Here is a 21,775-nt window from a genome sequence, read left to right as displayed (position 1 = left end):
GGGCAAGGCAGGCGACCATAATAACTACAGAGGAACACCTGGTCATGTACGCAGTTCTGGTAACCGGCGGTAAGCAATACCGCGTCGCGCAGGGCGAAACGCTCCGCGTGGAAAAGCTCGAAGTCGAAGCAGGCAACGAGATCAAGTTCGACACCATCCTGATGCTGGGCGATAGCGATGGCATCAAGCTGGGCGATGCGCTCAAGGGCGCCTCGGTCACCGCCAAGGTCGTGGCCCATGGCCGCGCCGACAAGGTGCGCATCATCAAGTTCCGTCGCCGCAAGCACCACATGAAGCGTCAGGGGCACCGTCAGCACTACACCGAAATCGAGATCACCGGCATTGCCGGTGGCGACAAGAAGTAAGGAGAACCAGTCATGGCACATAAAAAGGGCGTAGGTTCCTCGCGCAACGGTCGCGATTCCAACCCGAAGTACCTGGGCGTGAAGATCTTCGGTGGCCAGGCCATCGATGCCGGCAACATCATCGTGCGTCAGCGCGGCACCCAGTTCCATCCGGGCGCCGGCGTCGGCCTGGGTCGTGACCACACGCTGTTTGCGCTGGTCGACGGCAAGGTGGAGTTCTCCACCAAGGGCCCGAAGAAGCGTCGTACCGTCAGCGTGGTCGCCGAGGCGTAATCGCCCGCTCCATGCAGGCCAGTCCGTCAGGCATCGCTGCCCGGCGGACGAGACGGAAAGCCCCGCTTTTGCGGGGTTTTTCGTTTGACGGCCGGGAGTGGGGATTCGGGAGTGGGGATTCGCGACGGCGGATTTCGATCGTCCCGATGCCGGCGCTTCCTGCTGTTTCCGCGGCCGCCATGCGACGTCCTGCGGTGGTGTTACCAATCCCAAATAACGAATCCCAAATCTCATGAAGTTAGTCGACGAAGCAGAAATCCTGGTCACCGCCGGTAATGGCGGCAATGGCTGTGTCGGCTTTCGCCGCGAGAAATTCATCCCGCTGGGCGGGCCGGACGGTGGCGATGGCGGGGCCGGTGGCAGCGTGTGGATCGTGGCCGACGAGAACGTCAATACCCTGGTCGACTTCCGCCATGAGCGTACCTTCAAGGCGCAGCGCGGCGAGAACGGCATGGGCCGCCAGGCCTATGGCAAGGGCGGCGAGGATCGCGTCATCGTGGTGCCGGTCGGCACCGTGGTGATCAACGTGCAGACCGACGAAGTGATCGGCGACCTGACCCGGCACGGCGACCGCCTGTTGGTGGCCAAGGGGGGTAAGGGCGGCCTGGGCAACATGCATTTCAAGAGCTCGGTCAACCGCGCGCCGCGCCAGGCCACCACCGGCGAAGAAGGGGAGGAGCGGTTGTTGAAGCTGGAGCTCAAGTTGCTGGCTGACGTCGGCCTGCTGGGCTTCCCCAACGCCGGCAAGAGCACGCTGATCCGCGCGGTCTCGGCGGCGACGCCGAAGGTGGCCGATTATCCGTTCACCACGCTCTACCCGAATCTGGGCGTGGTCAGCGTCGAAGCCCATCGCAGCTTCGTGATCGCCGATGTGCCGGGTCTGATCGAAGGCGCTGCCGATGGTGCCGGCCTGGGCACGCAGTTCCTGCGCCATCTGCAGCGCACCCGCCTGCTGCTGCATCTGGTGGACATGGCGCCGATGGATGGTGTGGACGGTGTGTCGCCGGCCGACCAGGTGCGCACGCTCGAACGCGAGCTCGAACGGCATGATCCGGAGTTGCTGAAGAAGCCGCGCTGGCTGGTGCTCAACAAGGCCGACCTGCTGTTCGAGGATGAAGCGCGTGCCGCAGCCGAGGCCATCGTGGCTGAGCTGGGCTGGACCGCGCCCTGGTATCTGGTCTCGGCGCTGGGCCGCGACGGTACCTTCCCGATCATGAAGGATGTGATGGCGTTCTTCGATCGCCAGCGCGAGGACGAACTCGAAGCGCGCGATGCGGGCTGAGTGCCGGAGCGGGCACACAAAAAACCCGGCCAAGGCCGGGTTTTTCTGTATTGCCGGAAGCCAGGCTCCCGGCAATGGCTCGACTGATCGCTTACGCGGCCTTGATGGCCTTGATGCGTGCGGTCAGGCGGCTCTTGTGACGTGCAGCCTTGTTCTTGTGAATCAGGCCGCGGGCGCTGAAACGGTCGAGGATCGGCTGTGCAACGGCAAAAGCGGCTTCGGCGCCGGCAGCATCGTTGGCGTCAAGGGCCTTGATCACCTTCTTGACGGCGGTGCGCAGCATCGAGCGCTGGCCGGTGTTGCGCTCATTGCGCACAACGGTCTGCTTGGCGCGCTTCTTGGCGGACTTGATATTGGCCACGGTGGTGGGTTCCTGAAAAATCGGTATGGTGGAAAAAGCAAGCGCGAAAGTATGATGGACTCAATTATGTACGTCAAGTCAGTTGTCAAGAGGGATCGCCCATGAGCACACCCCGCATGGTGAGGGGCCTGCTCTCGTTCAGCAGTATGACCATGGTGTCACGGGTGTTGGGGCTGGTGCGCGACCAGGTCATCACCACCACCTTCGGCAGCAATGCGGTGACCGATGCGTTCTGGGTGGCCTTCCGGGTTCCCAATTTCCTGCGGCGGCTGTTTGCCGAGGGCTCTTTCGCCACGGCCTTCGTGCCGGTGTTCACCGAAGTCAAGGAGACCCGCCCGCATACCGAGCTGCGCGAACTGATGGCGCGCGTGGCCGGCACCCTTGGCGGGGTGCTGCTGCTGGTCACCGCGCTGGCGCTGGTCTTCGCCCCGCAGCTGGCCACGCTGTTCTCCAGCGGGGTGGACACCGATCCGGCCAAGCATGGCCTGCTGGTGGACCTGTTCCGTCTGACCTTCCCGTTCCTGCTGTTCGTTTCGCTGACCGCGCTGGCGGGCGGGGCGCTGAACAGTTTCCAGAAGTTCGCCATGCCGGCGCTGACCCCGGTGATCCTCAACCTGTGCATGATCGCCGGGGCGGTGTGGCTGGCGCCGCGGCTGGGCGGGACGCCGGAAAGGCAGATCCTCGCGCTGGGCTGGGCGGTGCTGGCCGCGGGCATGCTGCAGTTGCTGTTCCAGCTGCCTTCGCTGAAAGGCATCAATCTGTTGACCCTGCCGCGCTGGGGCTGGCGACATCCGGGTGTGCGCAAGGTGCTGACCCTGATGGTGCCGACCCTGTTCGGCTCCTCGGTGGCGCAGATCAACCTGCTGCTGGACACCGTGATCGCCGCCAAGCTGACCGATGGCTCGCAGTCGTGGTTGTCGCTGGCCGACCGGTTCCTGGAATTGCCGTTGGGCGTGTTCGGCGTGGCGCTGGGCACGGTGATCCTGCCGGCACTGGCACGCCATCACGTCAAGACCGACCGCGCAGCGTTTTCCAGCGCGCTGGACTGGGGCTTCCGGACCACCTTGCTGATCGCAATGCCGGCGATGCTGGGGTTGGTGTTGCTGGCTGAGCCATTGGTGGCAACGTTATTCCAATATCACAAGTTCACCGCCTTCGACACTCGCATGACGGCGTTGTCGGTGTACGGGCTGAGCTTCGGCCTGCCGGCCTACGCGATGCTCAAGGTGGTACTGCCGGCCTTCTATGCGCGCCAGGACACCCGTACCCCGGTGCGCGCCGGCGTGGCCGCACTGGTGGCCAACATGGTGTTCAATTTCGCGTTCCTGGCGGTGTTGTATCAGTTGATGGTGCCGCCCGAGCTCAAGGCGCAGGGCGTGATGCAGGCGCTGGGCAAACAGCCGGGGTTGCATCTGGCGCTGGGCATCGCCAGCGCGCTGTCGAGTTATCTCAACCTGGGGCTGCTGTGGTACTGGCTGGGTAAATCCGGCGTGTATCAGCGCCGGCCAGGGTGGGGCGGCTATGCGCTGCGTCTGCTGCTGGCGTGTGCGGCCATGGTGGCGGTGCTGTTGGGCCTGCTGTGGTGGCTGCCGTCGTTCACCGGAATGGACAAGTGGCAGCGGATCGGCTGGCTGGCGGTGCTGGTCGGCAGTGGCGGGCTGACCTATGTGGTGGCCCAGCTGGCGCTGGGTCTGAGGCCGCGCCACCTGCGCGAGAGCTGAGTCTGGGCGTCGGGTCCCTTCCCCCGCGTGCGGGGGAAGGGACCCGAAGGGCGTCGCCGGCTCAACCAACGACGGCACCCTGCCTTCTTCATCGCGATCAGATCTCCCTTCCCCCGCGTGCGGGGGAAGGTGCCCGAAGGGCGGATGGGGGTAGGCGGCACTGGCGGCGGGCTTGGCCTGGTGCCGCTGAGCGCTTGCGTGATCGATGCGGGTCATGCGGGTTGACAGGCACGGCTATACTTACAAGTTATGCATCAGCGAGGGTCGGCCGCAGGCCGGCATCTGTTTGGATCGAGGAATGAGCAGGCTGTTTAGAGACGTCGAGGGCGGGACGTTGTTCCCGCACGGAAGCGTGGTCTGCATCGGCGCCTTCGATGGCCTGCACCTGGGGCATCGGGCATTGGTGCAGCACGCGGTCGACCGCGCGCGCGCGCTCGGCGTGCCGGCGGTGGCGTTGAGCTTCGAACCGTTGCCGCGCGAGTTCTTCGCCCCGGCCGCACCGCCACCGCGGCTGACCCTGGCACGCGCCAAGATCGAGGGCCTGCTCGGTTTCGGCGCCGACAGCGTGGGCCTGATCCGCTTCGACGGCCGCCTGTCGGCGATGAGCGCCGAGGACTTCGTGCGCCTGGCCCTGGTTGGCCGGCTCTGCGCGCGCGAGGTGTGGATCGGCCCGGAGTTCCGTTTCGGCCATCGCCGTGGCGGCGACATCGCCTTGCTGCGCGTCCTCGGCCAGCAGCATGGATTCGTCGCCGGCGAGATCGCGCCCGTGCATCTGCACGGCGAGCGCATTTCCGCCACACGCATCCGTGAGTTGTTGGTGGCGGGCGAGTTTGCGCATGCCGCAGCTCTGCTCGGCCGCCCGTACGCCATCGGCGGGCGGGTGGTGCGTGGCAAGCAGCTGGGACGCACGTTGGGCTACCCCACTGCGAATCTGCGGTTCTCGCGCACGCCGGCGCTGTCGGGCATCTATGCCACCTGGGTGCATGGCGTGGCCGCGCAGCCATGGCCGTCGGTGTCCAGTTTCGGCACACGGCCGACCGTGGCTGGCGTGGAGCCGCTGCTGGAGGCGCATCTGTTCGATTTCCAGGGTGACCTTTACGGCCGGCACCTGGAGGTCGAGTTCGTCGCCAAGCTGCGCGACGAGGAAAAGTTCGATGGCCTTCAGGCGCTGACGCTACAGATGCATCGTGATGCCGAGCAGGCGCGCGCGGTGCTTCAGCGCAGTCCGTCGCCAATGCTGGTGGGCGCTGGAAGCATTGGCAGCCCACAGCAGGCTGTCGATGTTTGCGTGGATGCCGAAAGCAGTCGCACGCAAGACGCTGCGGCTCCTGCTGCAGGCGAAATCCATGCGGGCTCCTCGCATGATACGAGTCCCTCGCAACAGCCCGCACATCCCTGTGCGGACTTAGTAAAAAATCCAGCGCAACGGTAGATTCCTGTGACCCAAGACTACAAAGCCACTCTTCATCTGCCTGCGACGGAATTTCCGATGCGCGGCGACCTGCCCAAGCGCGAGCCGGCGATGCTGGACCGCTGGGAGCGCGAGGGGCTGTATGCGCAGCTGCGCGCCAACGCGGCAGGGCGCCCGCTGTTCGTGCTGCACGATGGTCCGCCGTATGCCAACGGCCAGATCCACCTCGGCCATGCGGTCAACAAGATCCTCAAGGACATCATCGTCAAGTCGAAGTATCTGGCTGGCTTCGATGCGCCGTTTATCCCGGGCTGGGACTGCCACGGCCTGCCGATCGAGATCGCCATCGAAAAGAAGTACGGCAAGGTCGGCGTCAAGCTCGATGCCGCGCAGTTCCGGCAGAAGTGCCGCGAATACGCGACCGAGCAGATCGATCTGCAGCGCCGCGACTTCAAGCGCCTGGGTGTGATCGGCGACTGGGACAACCCGTACAAGACGCTGGATTTCCGTTTCGAGGCCAACGAGATCCGTGCGCTGGCAAAGATCGTCGACAACGGCCACCTCACCCGTGGCGTGAAGCCGGTGCACTGGTGCTTCGACTGCGGTTCGGCGCTGGCCGAGGCCGAGATCGAATACGCCGACAAGCTGTCGCCGACGGTGGATATCGCCTATCCGGCCCGTGACCCGGCGGCTGTGGCTGCTGCTTTCGGCGCCAGCCTGCCGGCCGGTATGAGCGTGGCTGTGCCGATCTGGACCACCACGCCGTGGACGCTGCCGGCCTCGCTGGCGGTGAGCCTGGGCGCGGAGCTGGACTACGTGCTGGTCGAAGGCCCGGCCGACCGCGGCCAGCCGCGCTGGCTGGTGGTGGCCGAAGCGCTGGCGGCCAACGCGCTGGCCCGCTACGGCGTGGACGAGGTCGTGGTGCACGGCCATGCCAAGGGTGCGGCGCTGGAGCAGATGCTGCTGGCGCACCCGTTCTATGCCGAGCGCGAGATCCCGCTGCTGCTGGGCGACCACGTGTCGGCCGAGGACGGTACCGGCGCCGTGCACACCGCGCCTGGCCATGGCCAGGAGGACTACCAGGTGTCCAGGCAGTACGGCCTGCTGGAGCGCTATGGCGCCGCGCAGATCAATCCGGTGGACGGCCGCGGCGTGTACCTGCCGTCGACGCCGCCGCTGGGCGACACCGTGTTGGCCGGGCTGCATATCTGGAAGGCCAACGACGTCATCATCGAATCCCTGCGCGACACCGGCGTGCTGCTGGCGGCCAGCAAGATGGAGCACAGCTACCCGCACTGCTGGCGCCACAAGACGCCGATCGCCTTTCGCGCCACGCCGCAGTGGTTCTTCTCGATGGAGAAGGCGGGCCTGCGTGCCGACGCGCTCAAGGCTATCGAAGGCGTGACCTGGTATCCGTCCTGGGGCCAGGCGCGCATCGCCGGCATGGTGGAAGGTCGCCCGGACTGGACCATCTCGCGCCAGCGCACCTGGGGCGTGCCGATCGCGTTGTTCGTGCACCGCGAAACCGGCGAACCGCATCCGCGTAGCACCGAGCTCCTGCGTCAGGTGGCCGATCGGGTGGAGCAGGGCGGTGTGGACGTGTGGTACACGCTGGATGCGGCCGAACTGCTGGGCGAGGAGGCCGCCGACTACGACAAGATCACCGACATCCTGGATGTCTGGTTCGATTCCGGCGTGACCCATGAGGCGGTGCTGGTGGACCGTGGCCTGCCCAAGCCGGCCGACCTGTACCTGGAAGGCTCGGACCAGCACCGCGGCTGGTTCCAGTCCTCGCTGCTGACCGGCGTGGCGATGGACAAGGCGGCGCCGTACAAGCAATGCCTGACTCACGGTTTCACCGTGGACGAGCACGGCCGCAAGATGTCCAAGTCGCTGGGCAACGGCATCGAGCCGCAGGACATCATGAAGACCCTGGGGGCGGACATCCTGCGTCTGTGGATCGCCTCGGCCGACTACAGCAACGAGATGTCGCTGTCGCAGGAGATCCTCAAGCGCAATGCCGACGCCTACCGCCGCCTGCGCAATACCGCTCGCTTTTTGCTCGGCAACCTGCATGGCTTCGATCCACGGCAGCATCTGGTGGCGCTGGAGGACATGGTGCTGCTGGACCGCTGGATCGTGCACCGCGCGCACGAGTTGCAGGAAAGGATCGTCGCCGCCTATGCGCGCTACGACTTCGCCGAGATCGTGCAGGCGCTGCTGAATTTCTGCAGCGTGGACCTGGGCTCGCTGTACCTGGATGTCACCAAGGACCGTCTGTACACGATGGCCGAGGATTCGCGCGGCCGGCGTTCGGCGCAGAGCGCGATGTATCACGTGGCCGAGGCGTTCGTGCGCTGGGTCGCGCCGGTGCTGAGCTTCACCGCCGACGAACTATGGGCCTATCTGCCGGGCGAGCATGCCGGCAACGTGCTGTTCGCCACCTGGTACGACGGCCTGGCGCCGCTGCCGGCCGATGCGGCGTTGACCAGTGCCGATGTCGAGAAGTTGCTGGCGCTGCGCGAGCAGGTGGCCAAGGTGCTGGAGCCGATGCGTGCCAATGGCGCCATTGGCGCGGCACTGGAAGCGGAGATCACCGTCGCCGCCGATGCGCAAACCGCCGCGCGCTGGCAGCCGCTGAGCCAGGAACTGCGCTTCCTGTTCATCAGTGGCGATGTGACCGTGACCGCGGCCAGCACCGACGACATCTTCGTCAGTGCCCAGCCGACCACCAAGGCCAAGTGCGTGCGCTGCTGGCACCACCAGGCCAGCGTGGGCAGCGACCCGCGGCATCCGGAGCTGTGCAGCCGCTGCGTCAGCAACATCGAAGGCCCTGGCGAGGACCGTCGCTGGTTCTAGCCTCGCTGGTTCTGATGTCCTGATTCCCTCTCCCGCAAGCGGGAGTCCATTTCAATATCCTTCTCCCGCAAGCGGGAGTCCATTTCAATATCCTTCTCCCGCAAGCGGGAGTCCGTCTCACTATCCTTCTCCCGCAAGCGGGAGTCCATTTCAACACCCTTCTCCCGCAAGCGGGAGAAGGTGGCGCGCAGCGCCGGATGAGGGCCATACCGGCGCATCCGGCGCCGCTTGCCGATTTGCCCGTTGGGCAGCTTCTTCCGAACCCGGGAGTAGCAACAGCTAAGGTGATTCAATGACCGCAAGACCCAAACCCTCCGCCCTGATCTGGCTGCTGCTGTCCGTCGCCGTGGTCGGACTGGACCAGTGGAGCAAGGCTTGGGTGCTGTCCAGCCTGCCTGAATACACCCCGGTGCCGGTCATCGAGGGTTTCTGGAACTGGTACCGCACCTACAACACCGGCGCAGCCTTCAGTTTTCTGAGCGATGCCGGTGGCTGGCAGCTATGGTTCTTCACTGCCCTGGCGGTGGGTATCAGCGGCCTGCTGGCGTTCTGGCTGTCGCGCACCGCACGTGGAGACTGGCGCAGCGCGCTGCCGTACGCGCTGGTGATCGGCGGGGCGATCGGTAACGTGATCGACCGCCTGATGCACGGCCACGTGGTCGACTTCATCCAGTGGTACATCGGCAGCCACACCTGGCCGGCCTTCAACATCGCCGATTCGGCGATCGTGGGCGGCGCCATCGGGATCGCAGTGTTCGGTCTGTTCGACGGCAAGCGCAGCCGAAAAGCGGGATAATCCCGGTCCCAAGCCGTCGTGCGTCCGTCCCGCAAGGACGGTCGCCGCACCCGCCCAAGGCGCGGCACCGCGTGCTCGGCAGATGCCCCCCTGAAATGTCCGGCCACCCTGGCCGGGCTGTCGAAGAGAACAAGCGTATGGACGTCCTGCTCGCCAATCCCCGCGGTTTCTGCGCCGGTGTCGACCGCGCGATCGAGATCGTCAAGCGTGCGATCGAGACGCTGGGTGCGCCGATCTATGTGCGGCACGAAGTGGTGCACAACCGCTTCGTGGTCGACGATCTCAAGGAACGCGGCGCCATCTTCGTCGAGGAACTGGACGAGGTACCCGACGGCGCTACGGTGATCTTCAGCGCGCACGGCGTCTCGCAGGCGGTGCGCCAGGAGGCCGAACGGCGCGCGCTGAAGGTGTTCGATGCCACCTGTCCGCTGGTGACCAAGGTGCACTTCGAGGTGGCGCGGCATTGCCGGGCCGGTCGCGACGTGGTGCTGATCGGCCATGCCGGCCATCCGGAAGTGGAAGGCACCATGGGCCAATGGAACCGCGAGCGCGGCGCGGGCAGGATCTACCTGGTGGAAGACATCGAGCAGGTCGCCACGCTGCAGATCGATCAGCCCGACAATCTTGCCTACACCACCCAGACCACGCTGTCAGTGGACGACACCATGGGCATCATCGAGGCCCTGCGTGCGCGCTACCCGGCGATGCAGGGGCCGCGCCACGACGATATCTGCTACGCCACCCAGAACCGCCAGGACGCGGTGCGCGACCTGGCGCGGCAATGCGATCTGGTGCTGGTGGTGGGCTCGCCCAACAGCTCCAATTCCAACCGCCTGAGCGAGCTGGCCCGGCGCGACGGGGTGGAGTCTTACCTGATCGACAACGCCAGCGAGATCGATCCGGCCTGGATCGTCGGCAAGCAGCACATCGGCCTGACCGCCGGCGCCTCGGCGCCGCAGGTGCTGGTCGATGGCGTGCTGGCGCGGCTGCGCGAGCTTGGCGCGGCGGGCGTCTCCGAACTGGAAGGCGAGCCGGAATCGATGGTGTTCGCGCTGCCCAAGGAATTGCGGCTGCGCCTGGTCGGCTGAGGCAGGGTACGCATCGGTCGATGGCCGACGCCGCGCATGCCGGCGATTGACCGCGGGCTGGCCGCGCTCCTACAATTGGCGGCTCGCCGGAATAGCTCAGTTGGTAGAGCGGCGCATTCGTAATGCGTAGGTCGTAGGTTCGATTCCTATTTCCGGCACCATCACTTCGCACTGGGTCGGCCTATGGCCGGCCCAGTTGCGTTTGGCCTGGCGTGTGGGCAGTCCACGCAGGTCGCTGCAGTCGCGTACACCACTCTCCGTGTCGTTGTCGGCGTGCGTCGGGGCGCGCTATGGCGTTTCGCTGCGCTGCGACAACATGTCGCACAAATTTGCGCGCATTTATTGCGGCAGATCATTGCCAATGGGTTTCGTGCAGGTGCAGCAAAGACTAAAATTGGCGCGCTAACCCGTGTCTTCGGTCTGCGCGGGCCCGCCTTCACCAGGAAGGGCTCTGTCGGACATGTTCCTTGCCGATACGACGAACGAGGCTGGCGTTCCTTCGCACTTGGATCGACCGATGATTCCGCTGAAACATCTCGGGCGTTTACTTCGTCCAGGCCTGATGTTGCCGTTCCTGCTGCTGGCAGGCTGCAACTCGGCCATCCTCAATCCGAAAGGCCAGATCGGCCACGACGAGAAGCAACTGCTGATCACCTCGGTGGTGCTGATGCTGATCGTGGTCATCCCGGTGATCGTGATGACGATTGCGTTCGCGTGGAAGTATCGCGCCTCCAACACCAAGGCCCGCTATGAGCCGGACTGGTCGCACTCCACCGCGATCGAAGTGGTGGTGTGGTCGATTCCGTGCGTGATCATTCTGGTGCTGGCAGTGCTGACCTGGCGCTCGTCGCATGCGCTGGACCCGTACCGGCCACTGGATTCGGACGTCAAGCCGATCACCATCGAAGCGGTGTCGCTGGACTGGAAGTGGATGTTCATCTACCCCGACCAGAACATTGCCACGGTCAACGAGATCGCGTTCCCGGTACGCACGCCGCTGAACTTCAAGATCACCTCCGACACGGTGATGAACTCGTTCTTCATTCCGCATCTGGGCACCATGATCTACGCGATGGCGGGCATGGAAACCAAGCTGCATCTGGTGGCCGACGAGCCGGGCGAATACTTCGGCCTGTCCACCAACTACAGCGGTCACGGCTTCTCGAAGATGAGCTTCAAGGCGCATGCGCTCGATCAGGCCGGCTTCGATGCATGGGTGGCCAAGGTCAAGGCCTCGCCGACCGCGCTCAATGCCGCCGAATACCAGGTGCTGGCCGCCAATCGCAACGACAAGGAACAGTACCCGGTCACCTACTACTCGTCGGTGCAGGAAGGCATGTTCCGCTCGCTGGTCGACAAATACATGAATGGTCCGGGCCACAACAAGGGCCACGGCGACCATCAGGCATCGGGCACTGAGCCGGTTGCCATGTGCACTTCTGGAGACAAGTGATGTTAGGCAAACTTACGATCGAGGCGGTTCCGTACCACGAGCCGATCATCATGGTCGCGCTGGGTGGTGCCGGCCTGCTCGGCCTGCTCATCGCGGGCGCCCTCACCAAGTACAAGCTGTGGGGCTATCTCTGGAAGGAGTGGTTCACCTCGGTGGATCACAAGCGCATCGGCGTGATGTACATCATCGTGGCGCTGGTCATGCTGCTGCGCGGCTTCGCCGATGCGGCGATGATGCGCACCCAGCAGGCGCTGGCCGGTAATGGCGGCGAAGGCGTGCTGCCGCCGCATCACTACGACCAGATCTTCACCGCGCATGGCGTGATCATGATCTTCTTCATGGCCATGCCGTTCATGACCGGCCTGTTGAACCTGATCGTGCCGCTGCAGATCGGCGCGCGCGACGTGGCGTTCCCGTTCCTGAACTCGCTGAGCTTCTGGCTGTTCGTGGCCGGCGCGGCGCTGATCAACATCTCGCTGGGCGTCGGTGAATTCGCGCAGACCGGTTGGCTGGCGTACCCGCCGTTGTCGGGGCTGGAATACAGTCCGGGGGTCGGTGTCGATTACTACATCTGGGCGTTGCAGATCTCCGGATTGGGGACCTTGCTGACCGGCGTGAACTTCTTTGTGACGATCATGCGGATGCGCGCACCGGGCATGACCCTGATGCGCATGCCGATCTTCACCTGGACCGCGCTGATCACCAACATCCTGATCATCGCCGCGTTCCCGATCCTGACCGTGGCGCTGGCGCTGCTGGGGGCCGACCGTTACCTGGGCACGCACTTCTTCACCAACGACGGTGGCGGCAACGCCATGATGTACGTCAACCTGATCTGGATCTGGGGCCATCCGGAGGTCTACATCCTGATCCTGCCGGCGTTCGGCATCTTCTCCGAGTTGATTGCGACCTATAGCCGCAAGCGCCTGTTCGGCTACACCTCGATGGTCTACGCCACCTCGTGCATCGGCGTGCTGTCGTTCGTGGTGTGGCTGCACCACTTCTTCACCATGGGCTCGGGTGCCAACGTCAATGCCTTCTTCGGCATCACGACGATGATCATCTCGATTCCGACCGGCGTGAAGATCTTCAACTGGCTGTTCACCATGTTCCGCGGTCGCGTGCACATGACCTCGCCGGTGCTGTGGACGATCGGCTTCATCATCACCTTCACCATCGGTGGCATGACCGGCGTGATGCTGGCCATTCCGGCCGTGGACTTCGTGCTGCACAACAGCCTGTTCCTGATCGCGCACTTCCATAACGTCATCATCGGCGGCGTGGTGTTCGGTTACCTGGCGGGCCTGACCTACTGGTTCCCGAAGGCGTTCGGCTTCAAGCTCAACGAGAAGCTGGGCAAGGCCTCGTTCTGGTGCTGGATCATCGGCTTCTTCATCGCCTTCATGCCGCTGTACGTGCTCGGTTTCATGGGCATGACCCGCCGCATGAACACCTACAACCACCCCGAGTGGGCGCCGTGGCTGTACGTTGCCGCGGTGGGCGCTGCGATCATCGGCCTGGGCATCTTCCTGAACCTGGTGCAGATCGGTTACAGCGTGTGGAAGCGCAAGCAGCACATGGACTACACCGGCGATCCGTGGGACGGTCGTACGCTGGAGTGGGCCACCTCCTCGCCGCCGCCGTTCTACAACTTCGCCGTGCTGCCGCACATCGACGATCGCGATCAGTTCTGGGCCGACAAGCAGAACGGCAAGGGCTGGGTGCGGCCGTCCAAGTACGAGCCGATCCACATGCCGCGCAATACCGGCGCCGGCGTCTACATGGGGGCGTTCAGCGTGCTGCTGGGCTTCGGTCTGACCTGGCACATCTGGTGGCTGGCCATCGTTGGCCTGGTGGGCATGATCGGCAGCTTCATCGCACGCACCTTCGATAACGACATCGATTACTGGGTGCCGGCCGAAGAAGTGGAGCGCATCGAGAATGCACGCTTTGCCCTGCTCGAACAGCAACAGGCGGCGCAGGCCGCGAAGGTGGTATGACCATGGCTTCCTCGACCACGCTTGACCACGCCGCCCACGCGGGCGGCCACGATCACGACCACGAGCATCACGACGCCGGTGGCAACACCGTCTTCGGGTTCTGGGTCTACCTGATGAGCGACTGCCTGCTGTTCGCCGGCCTGTTCGCCACCTATGCGGTGCTCTCCGGCGCCACGGTGGATGGACCGACCGCCAAGGAACTGTTCGATCTGAAGTTCGTGCTGGTGGAAACCTTCCTGCTGTTGTTCAGCAGCCTGAGCTTCGGCTTCGCGATGATCGCCGCGCACAAGCGCAAGATGGGCGGCCTGTACGGCTGGCTGGCGGTCACCGCGCTGCTGGGTATCGGCTTCCTGTGCATGGAAATCTGGGAGTTCAACCACCTGATCCATGAAGGCGCTGGCCCGGGTCGCAGTGCGTTCCTGTCGGCATTCTTCACCCTGGTGGGTACCCACGGCCTGCACGTGGCGTCGGGCCTGCTGTGGATGGCGGTGCTGGTGATCCAGATCTCCAAGCATGGCCTGACCGCGCGCAACAGCACCCGCCTGGCGTGCCTGAGCCTGTTCTGGCACTTCCTGGACATCATCTGGATCGGTGTGTTCACCGTCGTCTACCTGCTGGGAGCGCTGTAATGGCCAATCACCACCACACCGAAAATGCCGCCGATGCGCATGCCGGTGGCTTGAAGTCCTACCTGATCGGCTTCGTCATGGCCGTGATCCTGACCGTCATCCCGTTCGCGATGGTGATGAGCGGCGCGTTCTCCAAGGGCGTCACCGTCGTGGTGATCTCGATCATGGCGGCGGTACAGATGCTGGTGCACATGGTGTACTTCCTGCACATGGACCGCTCGCCGGAGCAGCGCTCCAACGTGCAGGTCGGCCTGTTCTCGCTGCTGATCATCGGCATCGTGATCGTCGGCTCGCTGTGGGTGCTGCACAACATGAACGTCAACATGATGCATTGAGACGGCCGCGGGCCGGATCGAAGGAAGCCGCCAGTCATTGGCGGCTTTTTTTTGCCCGCCAATGGCCTGTGGCATGACCAATGGCATACGGGTAACGCCTGGTTGGCGCTTAGCATCGTGGGCTTGCCTGGTCCAGGTCACCTGCGGAGTTGCGATGAAGATGCCCACCTTGTTGTCCGTGTCGCTGCTGGCAGCGTTGTCCTTGCCCGCCGCAGCGCAAACCGCGCCGCCGCAGGACGTGCCGTTCGAGGGCACGCTGAAGATCGACGTCGACGCCACCGACCTGGCCCACCGCATCTTCAAGGTCAAGACCAGCATGCCGGCCAAGCCGGGCCCGATGACGCTGCTGTACCCGCAGTGGATTCCCGGCAACCATTCGCCGACCGGTCCGATCGACAAGCTTGCCGGGCTGGTGGTCAAGGTCGACGGCAAGGTGGTGCCATGGACGCGCGACCAATTCGACGTCTACGCGTTCAAGGTGGATGTGCCGCAGGGCGCCACCGAGCTGACGGCCGAATTCAAGTTCCTCTCGCCGCAGGCGAGCAACCAGGGCCGGGTGATGATGACCCCGGAAATGCTCAACCTGCAGTGGAACACCACGGCGCTCTATCCGGCCGGGTATTTCGCGCGCAACATCAAGGCCCAGGCCAGCGTCACCCTGCCGGCTGGCTGGAGCTATGCCACCGCGCTGGAAACAGATCGCCGCGTGGGCGACACGGTCACCTTCAAGCCGATCGACTTCGACGACCTGGTCGACTCGCCGATGTTCGCCGGCAAGTACTACAAGCGGGTGGAGCTGAGCAGCGGCAAGCAGCCGGTCTACCTCAACGTGTTTGCCGACGAGGCCAAGGCGCTGGAGGCCAAGCCCGAGCAGATCAAGGCGCATGCGGCGCTGGTGCAGCAGATGGACAAGCTGTACGGTGCGCGGCATTTCGATCATTACCAATTCCTGCTGGCGCTGACCAAGAAGCTGGGCGGCATCGGCCTGGAGCATCACCGTTCCAGCGAGAACAGCGGCCCGACCAATTACTTCACCGAGTGGGACAAGAGCTGGACCATGCGCGACCTGCTCGCGCACGAATACAACCACTCCTGGAACGGCAAATACCGCCGTGGCGCGGACCTGGCCACGCCCAACTTCAATGTGCCGATGGGCGACAGCCTGCTGTGGCTGTACGAAGGCCAGACCCAGTTCTGGGGCGAGGTGATGGCGGCACGTTCGGGCCTGTGGACGCAGGACCAGGCCCGCGACATGCTGGCCGGCGTTGCGGCCCAGTATGAGCGGGGTCGCCCGGGCATGGCGTGGCGCACGGTGCAGGACACCACCAATGACCCCACCATGTCGATGCGCCGGCCCAGGGCCTACCGCAGCTATCAGATGGCCGAAGACTATTATTCCGGCGGCCAGATGATGTGGCTGGAAGTGGATGGCAAGCTGCGCGAACTGACCAACAACAAGCGTTCGATCGACGACTTCGGCAAGGCCTTCTTCGGCATGAACAACGGCGACTGGGACGTCAATCCGTACACCTTCGATGACATCGTCGCCACCCTCAACGGCGTGGCGGCCTACGACTGGGCCAGCCTGTTGCGCAGCCGCATGGACGGGCATGGCTCGTTGAACGGTGGCATCGAGGCCAACGGCTGGAAGCTGGTCTACACCGACCAACCGAACCTGGCCACCAAGACCTACGAGAGCAACGAAAACGATGTCAGCCTGACCTACTCGCTGGGGCTGTCGCTGGAAGGGTCTGGGGAAATCAACGAGGTGTTGTGGGACAGCCCGGCATTCAATGCCGGCTTGATCAGCGGCAACACGATCGTTGCGGTCAACGGCCGCGCGTTCAGCGGTGAGGTGATCAAGGATGCCATCAAGGCGGCCAAGGGCACGACGACGCCGATCGAACTGCTGGTCAAGCGCGGCGACCGCTACGACACCGTTCGCATCGACTACCACGGCGGTCTGTTGTACCCGCACCTGGAGCGTGTTGCCGGCAAGCCGGATCGTTTGAGCGAGCTGTACAAGGCGCGCTGAGCGCGGCGCCTCGCCTCGCCATCCGTGGGCTCGGTGTCGCGTCTTGCGTCGCCGAGCCTACGGGCGATTCACTCAAGCAGGCGGTGCGAGCGCGCCGCCTGTGCCCATAGATGCTCGCCGTAGTCGCTGCGCTAGCGACAATGCACGCCGGACACGGCAACTGCCGTTTGTCCCTTGTAGTCCAGATATCCCATTGCCTGCACGCATTTGTCGCGTCCGTCGATGCGCACCGGGCCTGCCTGGTAGGCATAGGTTCCATCGTCGCGATCCCACCACGGATCCCATTGCCACACACCGCAATTGGTGCGGTTGGGTTTGCAGACGTAGACCTCCACGCTGGTGAACAGCGGCTTCCCACGCGTGGAGCCCAGATGTGCGAAAACCGCGCAATTCCTGCCATTGCCGCTGTTGTAGTACAGCTGCAGTTCGCCCACTCGTTCGCCAGCGATGCTCACAGGCTTGTGATCGATGAGATTGCCGCCGCAGCCGTCGGCGCGCGCCGCGCCCGCATGGGCAAGTCCGAATAATCCGAACAGCACGATGATGAGCAGTTTCATGATGACCTCGTCCGTTGATTGCGTGCCTTGCAGTGTCTTGCCAACCTGCAGCGAACAGGACCGACCCTCCCATGCGCGATGCCGCCAATCCACGAGTGCGCGGCCGATCTCGGCAACGACGCTACAAGCGATGGAGGCAGGGATATGTGAAACGCCCATGGCGACCACAAGCGGTGCAAGGCGCGTCCAGGCGCATGCGCGAGCTCGTCGACAAGCCGCAGAAGTCGCGAAAAGTGGCTGGCTGCGTCGCGTTGCGATGACCGCCGGCTGCATCGCTTCACGAGGCCGCCCACGTGCTTGAGTGCGGACATGCAGTGCGCGGGTTCGCGTGGCGCTGGTCTGTGGTGTCAGCGAACCGCCTGCGCGGCGATGGCCAATCTCCGACGCGCTGCAGGTGCTGCGCGTGGCGGCGCAGGCAGGCATTACGCTTGTGCACGGCGACGCGATCGCGTCTTTTGAGACGGCCAGCCACTATGCTGGCAGCTTCCGGAAACAGGCAACAGCGAAATGGCGAAGGCGAAGACGGCCTATGTCTGCGGCGAGTGCGGCGCCGAATACACCAAGTGGCAGGGGCAATGCACTGAGTGCGGGGTGTGGAATACGCTCAGCGAAATCGTGCTGGAAAGTGCGGCCCCTGGCGGCAAGGCCTCGCCGGCGGCGTCGCGGCGTAGTGGGTGGGCCGGCAAGGCCGAAGCGCCCAAAATCATGGCGCTCAAGGATGTGCAGCAGACCGAGCAGGCGCGCGTGTCCACCGGCATCGGCGAGTTCGACCGGGTGTTGGGCGGCGGCCTGGTCGAAGGGGCGGTTGTGTTGATCGGCGGCGACCCCGGCATCGGCAAGTCGACCCTGCTGTTGCAGGCGCTGGCCAGCATGGCGGGCGCGCTGCCGGTGCTCTATGTCACTGGCGAAGAGTCGCTGGCCCAGGTGGCCGGGCGCGCGGTGCGCCTGGATCTGCCGCTGGAAGGCTTGAATGCGCTGGCCGAAACCGGCATCGAACACATCCTTCAGCATGCAAGCGTGGCGCGGCCGAAGCTGATCGTGGCCGATTCGGTGCAGACGCTGTGGACCGAATCGCTGACTGCAGCGCCGGGGTCGGTGAGCCAGGTGCGCGAGAGCGCGGCGCGGCTGGTTCGGTTCGCCAAGGAAACCGGCACGGCGGTGTTCCTGGTGGGCCATGTCACCAAGGAGGGCGGCATCGCCGGTCCGCGTGTGCTCGAACACATGGTCGATGCGGTGCTGTACTTCGAAGGCGAGAGCGGGAGCCGGTTCCGCCTGCTGCGTGCGTTCAAGAACCGCTTCGGCGCGGTCAACGAGCTGGGCGTGTTCGCGATGGGCGAGAAGGGGCTCAAGGAGGTCTCCAATCCTTCGGCGATCTTCCTGTCCGGAGGCAGCACCCAGCAGCCGGGCAGTTGCGTGATGGTGACCCGCGAAGGCACCCGGCCGTTGATGGTGGAGGTGCAGGCGCTGGTGGATGCCTCGCCATTGTCCAATCCTCGCCGGGTGGCGGTGGGGCTGGAGCAGAACCGGCTGGCGATGCTGCTGGCGGTGCTGCATCGGCATGGCGGCATCGTGGTCGGCGACCAGGACGTGTTCGTCAACGTGGTCGGCGGCATTCGCGTGCAGGAGACCGCAGCCGACCTGCCGGTGCTGCTGGCGGTGCTGTCCTCGTTGCGCGACCGGCCATTGTCCGAGAAGACCATCGCCTTCGGCGAAGTGGGGCTGTCCGGTGAAATTCGCCCGGTGCCCAATGGCGAGGACCGCTTGAAGGAGGCCGCTACCCACGGTTTCAAGCGCGCGATCGTGCCCAGGGCCAATGCGCCGAAGACGGCCAGCATCAAGGGCATGGAGATCATCGCGGTGGAGCGGCTGAGCCAGGCGCTGGAAGCGGCGGCGGACTAGGAGCGTCGCCGATCGGCGAGGCGAGCCGCGGATGTCACCAGGCAGGTCGTGCCTGGCATAGCCGGGCGCCCGGCCCAGTGCCCGCGACCGTTTGTCGGCTGGTCGCTCGCAGCTGCATTTGGATATGAAGAAACCGTTTTCACCAGGTAGCGGCTATGGCACCATGCGCGGCCCGTTGCACTGTGCACCGGATCACAAAGACCGCTGACTGCTCGAACTGGAGAATCACGATGGAATGGATGTTGTTGCCGCTCAAGCGCTATGCCGACTTTCAAGGTCGCTCGCGTCGCAAGGAATACTGGATGTTCATGCTGTTGCAGGTGATCGTCCTGGCCGTGTTGGGCACCCTGTTTGCCATCGCAGCAGCGGTGATGGGAAACGATAGCGGCCCCGGTCCGCTGGCATGGTTGGTGGGTGCGGTGATCGGTATTGTCGTGCTGGCGCTGATCGTTCCGAGCATCGCAGTGACGGTTCGCCGCCTGCACGATCAGAACAAGTCCGGCTGGTACTATCTGATCAGCTTCGTGCCCTACGTCGGCGGCCTTATCGTGCTGGTCTTCATGTGCCTGGAGGGAACGCCGGGCCCGAACCAATATGGCGAGAGCCCGAAGTAATCGGCGCTACATACCGAGTTTGATTCAAGCAATGGCGCGGGGATTCCCTGCGCCATTATCGTTTATGCGATGGCTGGCGACAGCGGGTGCGATGCAATGCAACCCCATCGGGCTGGCGCACGGTCGATGGCACTGCTGCAGTTTCCTGCGTTGCAGCTGTTTGTCGAGTGCCGCGCAGTAACACATCTTGAGGCGCAGCACGCCGGTTCTGCAGCGGCCTGGCGCCGTTGCGTAGCGGATTGCAGCTGGAACGATTCTTCGCCAGCGCGATGGCGAGACCGTACAGGCGAGTTCGTCGCTGTCAGTTGTGATCGGCCTCGTGCGATCCGGATGCCCCGCAGCCGCGTTGGCTCCGAACGTAGGCACACCAGATTTCTACGTCGCCGCTCAGTGCAGATGGCAAGCAGGCGTCGACGCATGGCCCTTGCCTGGTGGTGAACGCTTCGCTAGCAGGCGGCCGAGTGATGGGCAGAACTTGGGCTATTGCTCTTGCCCGGCATCAGCGGGTCCTTGTCCTGCGAGGCGAGTTCCAGCTTGTAGCCGTGCGAATACACGGTCCTGATGCGGACCGCCCCGCTGTTGTTGCACAGCTGCAACTTCTTGCGCAGCTTGTAGATGTGCTGTTCCATCGTGCGGTCGGTGAATTCGGTATGGCTGCCCCAGACGGCCTTGGCCAACTGGCAGCGGCGGAAACAGACGCCGGGGCTGGAGAACAGCAGCCAGGCGATCGAAAATTCCCGTGCTGTGAGCACGATCGGCTTGCCGTGCAGGTAGACGGTGTTTTCTTCGCGGATCAGGTGATACGGGCCGACGCTGAGATGTTGCGATTCCTGGCAGGTATGGGCCACTGGCGAGATGGCCAGGGCCGAGCGAACCTGCAACTCGTGGGAATTGAATGGGAGCGCTAGCACTTCCTGGGCGCCGGCACGATACCAGGCCAGGATCTCGTTGGGACTGTCGAAGCGTCCAAGCACGATCAATGGAGTGGGGTGGCCGCTATGGCAGCGCTGCCAGGCCAGCACCGAGCTATCGTCCGAGGCAACACAGGTCGCATCGAAGATCAGTAGCTCACAGGGCGAATGCCGCAGGGAACGCAGCAGCTCGAGTTCGTCGGAAAACACCGCGATCTGTGGACCCAACGGAGCAAGGCTCGCATTGACCTGCGAGGCCAGACGCGCGTCCTGCGTCAACAGGAAAGCCGATCCTTGCTTACCGAGGGGAGGGTTGCCGTGCATCAGCCAGCCTTCCCGTGGCGGCACACGTACCAGTCGTGCGTGGGATGCCGGCGACGGACCGCAGGCGTCAACGTGAAACCCACATCTATAGAAAGGTGCATCGCCAAACCATCCGGCTGCCAAGGGGGGTGTCGGACCGAGGTCGGACGAATGGTATGTACCATTCCGAAGGCAGAAAGTTTCACTGCTGCGCACTTTTCTTCGGGTTTGAGTAGGTGCGCTTTAACCTACGCTCATCTACGCGTGCAACAGCTCTTACGGCCAGGGCATGGGCCGAACGGGAATAAGGGATTTCAGTATCTATCGAGGCTTTTCGGATGACGGCTCCAGTTTCGGAGCGAGGATCGAGCGAAGCCGGATTGGCGGATAGAGGTCTAGACCAACGTATTGCGATTCGGATGATCTTGTCGCCTCTATGGAATAGCTGATCGCCCGCATGAAGAAATTCTCTTGCCTCGATCCGGAGCCGACGGTGTCGTCGTCGTGTTCCGCGATCGGCACTGACCGCACCACGCAGCCGGAGCACCAACGCGGCGAAATCCGCGCCGAAGCGGCGCGTTGGCAGACGTTGTACGAACACCGCGCAGCGGCGCGCACTGCTCCTTATTCAATACCCGCTCGAATGGTGGGCGATGTCTAGCGCTAGACATCGGCGTCGGCGCGCGCGAAGGAATTGGGCATAGTCAAAAACGCGTGGCCGACGTGCAGGAAGACAGAGTGAGATTTTTTGATTTTTGCAGCGCTTCCGGGTGAGAAATTCCATTGGATCCCCTGCATACAATCGTTTGCGCCAGCGAGACCGGCGCGATGTTGTCTTTTGCTCATCCCCCTACGAGAGAGCCCGGCATGATCCTTTCCACCT

At 64.1% G+C, this 21,775-nt stretch carries 19 protein-coding genes and 1 tRNA gene; 17 read left to right on the top strand and 3 right to left on the bottom strand.

The window, feature by feature from the left end:
- Positions 1–44: 44 nt before the first annotated feature.
- The 3 genes from rplU to cgtA all read left to right on the top strand — a co-directional run bounded on the left by rplU (position 45) and on the right by cgtA (position 1,920).
- Positions 45–365, top strand: coding sequence for a 50S ribosomal protein L21 (gene rplU / locus ACCQ05_RS15360; RefSeq protein WP_003484328.1), 321 nt, complete (start codon positions 45–47; stop codon positions 363–365).
- Positions 366–377: 12 nt separating this feature from the next.
- Positions 378–638: a 50S ribosomal protein L27 gene (gene rpmA, locus ACCQ05_RS15355; RefSeq protein WP_003484326.1), complete on the top strand. Its 261-nt coding sequence runs from the start codon at positions 378–380 to the stop codon at positions 636–638.
- A gap of 232 nt (positions 639–870) precedes the next feature.
- Positions 871–1,920, top strand: coding sequence for an Obg family GTPase CgtA (gene cgtA, locus ACCQ05_RS15350; protein WP_372391289.1), 1,050 nt, complete (start codon positions 871–873; stop codon positions 1,918–1,920).
- A 91-nt stretch (positions 1,921–2,011) separates the two neighbouring features.
- On the opposite strand, the gene rpsT is transcribed toward cgtA, so the two are convergent.
- Complete coding sequence (gene rpsT / locus ACCQ05_RS15345) at positions 2,012–2,281, bottom strand: 30S ribosomal protein S20 (protein WP_002807888.1); 270 nt, start codon at positions 2,279–2,281, stop codon at positions 2,012–2,014.
- A 116-nt stretch (positions 2,282–2,397) separates the two neighbouring features.
- Here rpsT and murJ point away from each other — a divergent pair, with 116 nt between their 5' ends.
- From murJ to ACCQ05_RS15290, 11 genes are all read left to right on the top strand, one after another.
- Positions 2,398–4,002 (top strand): murein biosynthesis integral membrane protein MurJ, encoded by a 1,605-nt coding sequence (gene murJ, locus ACCQ05_RS15340; protein WP_372394118.1) that lies wholly within the window; start codon positions 2,398–2,400, stop codon positions 4,000–4,002.
- A 298-nt stretch (positions 4,003–4,300) separates the two neighbouring features.
- On the top strand, positions 4,301–5,434 hold the full coding sequence (locus ACCQ05_RS15335) for a bifunctional riboflavin kinase/FAD synthetase (protein ID WP_372391286.1): 1,134 nt from the start codon (positions 4,301–4,303) through the stop codon (positions 5,432–5,434).
- 6 nt (positions 5,435–5,440) lie between these two features.
- Entirely contained in the window at positions 5,441–8,272 is a 2,832-nt protein-coding gene (gene ileS, locus ACCQ05_RS15330) for an isoleucine--tRNA ligase (protein ID WP_372391284.1), read from the top strand.
- Between the two features lie 292 nt (positions 8,273–8,564).
- Positions 8,565–9,068, top strand: coding sequence for a signal peptidase II (gene lspA, locus ACCQ05_RS15325; RefSeq protein WP_372391282.1), 504 nt, complete (start codon positions 8,565–8,567; stop codon positions 9,066–9,068).
- A gap of 137 nt (positions 9,069–9,205) precedes the next feature.
- Positions 9,206–10,156: a 4-hydroxy-3-methylbut-2-enyl diphosphate reductase gene (ispH, locus tag ACCQ05_RS15320; RefSeq protein WP_372391280.1), complete on the top strand. Its 951-nt coding sequence runs from the start codon at positions 9,206–9,208 to the stop codon at positions 10,154–10,156.
- A gap of 85 nt (positions 10,157–10,241) precedes the next feature.
- A tRNA-Thr gene (locus ACCQ05_RS15315) sits at positions 10,242–10,317 on the top strand.
- Between the two features lie 356 nt (positions 10,318–10,673).
- Positions 10,674–11,609, top strand: a complete 936-nt coding sequence (cyoA, locus tag ACCQ05_RS15310) for a ubiquinol oxidase subunit II (RefSeq protein ID WP_104539558.1) — start codon at positions 10,674–10,676, stop codon at positions 11,607–11,609.
- Positions 11,609–13,609, top strand: a complete 2,001-nt coding sequence (gene cyoB / locus ACCQ05_RS15305) for a cytochrome o ubiquinol oxidase subunit I (protein ID WP_104539559.1) — start codon at positions 11,609–11,611, stop codon at positions 13,607–13,609. The genes cyoA and cyoB overlap by 1 nt, the downstream gene beginning before the upstream one ends.
- Positions 13,606–14,238, top strand: coding sequence for a cytochrome o ubiquinol oxidase subunit III (gene cyoC / locus ACCQ05_RS15300; protein ID WP_208800484.1), 633 nt, complete (start codon positions 13,606–13,608; stop codon positions 14,236–14,238). The genes cyoB and cyoC overlap by 4 nt, the downstream gene beginning before the upstream one ends.
- Complete coding sequence (cyoD, locus tag ACCQ05_RS15295; protein WP_104539560.1) at positions 14,238–14,573, top strand: cytochrome o ubiquinol oxidase subunit IV; 336 nt, start codon at positions 14,238–14,240, stop codon at positions 14,571–14,573. The genes cyoC and cyoD overlap by 1 nt, the downstream gene beginning before the upstream one ends.
- Positions 14,574–14,727: 154 nt before the next feature.
- Positions 14,728–16,608 (top strand): M61 family metallopeptidase, encoded by a 1,881-nt coding sequence (locus ACCQ05_RS15290; RefSeq protein ID WP_372391278.1) that lies wholly within the window; start codon positions 14,728–14,730, stop codon positions 16,606–16,608.
- A gap of 131 nt (positions 16,609–16,739) precedes the next feature.
- Here the strand turns inward: ACCQ05_RS15290 and ACCQ05_RS15285 are convergent, their stop codons facing one another.
- Positions 16,740–17,324 carry a hypothetical protein gene (locus ACCQ05_RS15285; protein ID WP_372391276.1) on the bottom strand — a complete coding sequence of 195 codons (585 nt, stop codon included), beginning with the start codon at positions 17,322–17,324 and terminating at the stop codon, positions 16,740–16,742.
- Positions 17,325–17,672: 348 nt separating this feature from the next.
- Here ACCQ05_RS15285 and radA point away from each other — a divergent pair, with 348 nt between their 5' ends.
- Together radA and ACCQ05_RS15275 are read left to right on the top strand one after the other, a co-directional pair.
- The gene (radA, locus tag ACCQ05_RS15280; RefSeq protein WP_104539562.1) at positions 17,673–19,064 is read left to right on the top strand and encodes a DNA repair protein RadA; all 1,392 of its coding nucleotides are present in this window, start codon (positions 17,673–17,675) and stop codon (positions 19,062–19,064) included.
- A 230-nt stretch (positions 19,065–19,294) separates the two neighbouring features.
- Entirely contained in the window at positions 19,295–19,678 is a 384-nt protein-coding gene (locus tag ACCQ05_RS15275) for a DUF805 domain-containing protein (protein WP_228964683.1), read from the top strand.
- Positions 19,679–20,124: 446 nt separating this feature from the next.
- On the opposite strand, the gene ACCQ05_RS15270 is transcribed toward ACCQ05_RS15275, so the two are convergent.
- Positions 20,125–20,913: a winged helix-turn-helix transcriptional regulator gene (locus tag ACCQ05_RS15270; protein WP_104539697.1), complete on the bottom strand. Its 789-nt coding sequence runs from the start codon at positions 20,911–20,913 to the stop codon at positions 20,125–20,127.
- 436 nt (positions 20,914–21,349) lie between these two features.
- Here ACCQ05_RS15270 and ACCQ05_RS15265 point away from each other — a divergent pair, with 436 nt between their 5' ends.
- A complete protein-coding gene (locus ACCQ05_RS15265) occupies positions 21,350–21,553 on the top strand; it encodes a hypothetical protein (RefSeq protein ID WP_372391274.1) in 204 nt (67 codons plus the stop codon).
- The last annotated feature ends 222 nt before the right edge of the window (positions 21,554–21,775 follow it).

Source organism: Xanthomonas sp. NCPPB 3582, from assembly GCF_041475735.2.
In the GTDB taxonomy this organism is placed as follows: domain Bacteria; phylum Pseudomonadota; class Gammaproteobacteria; order Xanthomonadales; family Xanthomonadaceae; genus Xanthomonas; species Xanthomonas codiaei.
The sequence above is the reverse complement of the archived record's forward strand: the minus strand, read 5'-3'. Positions and strand labels throughout refer to the sequence as shown.

What these genes read in the sequence shown, in the direction of transcription:
- rplU (WP_003484328.1), top strand. Translation starts at nt 45, where the DNA reads ATGTACGCAGTTCTGGTAACCGGCGGTAAGCAATACCGCGTCGCGCAG.
- rpmA (WP_003484326.1), top strand. Translation starts at nt 378, where the DNA reads ATGGCACATAAAAAGGGCGTAGGTTCCTCGCGCAACGGTCGCGATTCC.
- cgtA (WP_372391289.1), top strand. Translation starts at nt 871, where the DNA reads ATGAAGTTAGTCGACGAAGCAGAAATCCTGGTCACCGCCGGTAATGGC.
- murJ (WP_372394118.1), top strand. Translation starts at nt 2,398, where the DNA reads ATGGTGAGGGGCCTGCTCTCGTTCAGCAGTATGACCATGGTGTCACGG.
- ACCQ05_RS15335 (WP_372391286.1), top strand. Translation starts at nt 4,301, where the DNA reads ATGAGCAGGCTGTTTAGAGACGTCGAGGGCGGGACGTTGTTCCCGCAC.
- lspA (WP_372391282.1), top strand. Translation starts at nt 8,565, where the DNA reads ATGACCGCAAGACCCAAACCCTCCGCCCTGATCTGGCTGCTGCTGTCC.
- ispH (WP_372391280.1), top strand. Translation starts at nt 9,206, where the DNA reads ATGGACGTCCTGCTCGCCAATCCCCGCGGTTTCTGCGCCGGTGTCGAC.
- cyoA (WP_104539558.1), top strand. Translation starts at nt 10,674, where the DNA reads ATGATTCCGCTGAAACATCTCGGGCGTTTACTTCGTCCAGGCCTGATG.
- cyoB (WP_104539559.1), top strand. Translation starts at nt 11,609, where the DNA reads ATGTTAGGCAAACTTACGATCGAGGCGGTTCCGTACCACGAGCCGATC.
- cyoC (WP_208800484.1), top strand. Translation starts at nt 13,606, where the DNA reads ATGACCATGGCTTCCTCGACCACGCTTGACCACGCCGCCCACGCGGGC.
- cyoD (WP_104539560.1), top strand. Translation starts at nt 14,238, where the DNA reads ATGGCCAATCACCACCACACCGAAAATGCCGCCGATGCGCATGCCGGT.
- ACCQ05_RS15290 (WP_372391278.1), top strand. Translation starts at nt 14,728, where the DNA reads ATGAAGATGCCCACCTTGTTGTCCGTGTCGCTGCTGGCAGCGTTGTCC.
- ACCQ05_RS15285 (WP_372391276.1), bottom strand. Translation starts at nt 17,324, where the DNA reads ATGGGCGTTTCACATATCCCTGCCTCCATCGCTTGTAGCGTCGTTGCC.
- radA (WP_104539562.1), top strand. Translation starts at nt 17,673, where the DNA reads ATGGCGAAGGCGAAGACGGCCTATGTCTGCGGCGAGTGCGGCGCCGAA.
- ACCQ05_RS15275 (WP_228964683.1), top strand. Translation starts at nt 19,295, where the DNA reads ATGGAATGGATGTTGTTGCCGCTCAAGCGCTATGCCGACTTTCAAGGT.
- ACCQ05_RS15270 (WP_104539697.1), bottom strand. Translation starts at nt 20,913, where the DNA reads ATGCACGGCAACCCTCCCCTCGGTAAGCAAGGATCGGCTTTCCTGTTG.
- ACCQ05_RS15265 (WP_372391274.1), top strand. Translation starts at nt 21,350, where the DNA reads ATGAAGAAATTCTCTTGCCTCGATCCGGAGCCGACGGTGTCGTCGTCG.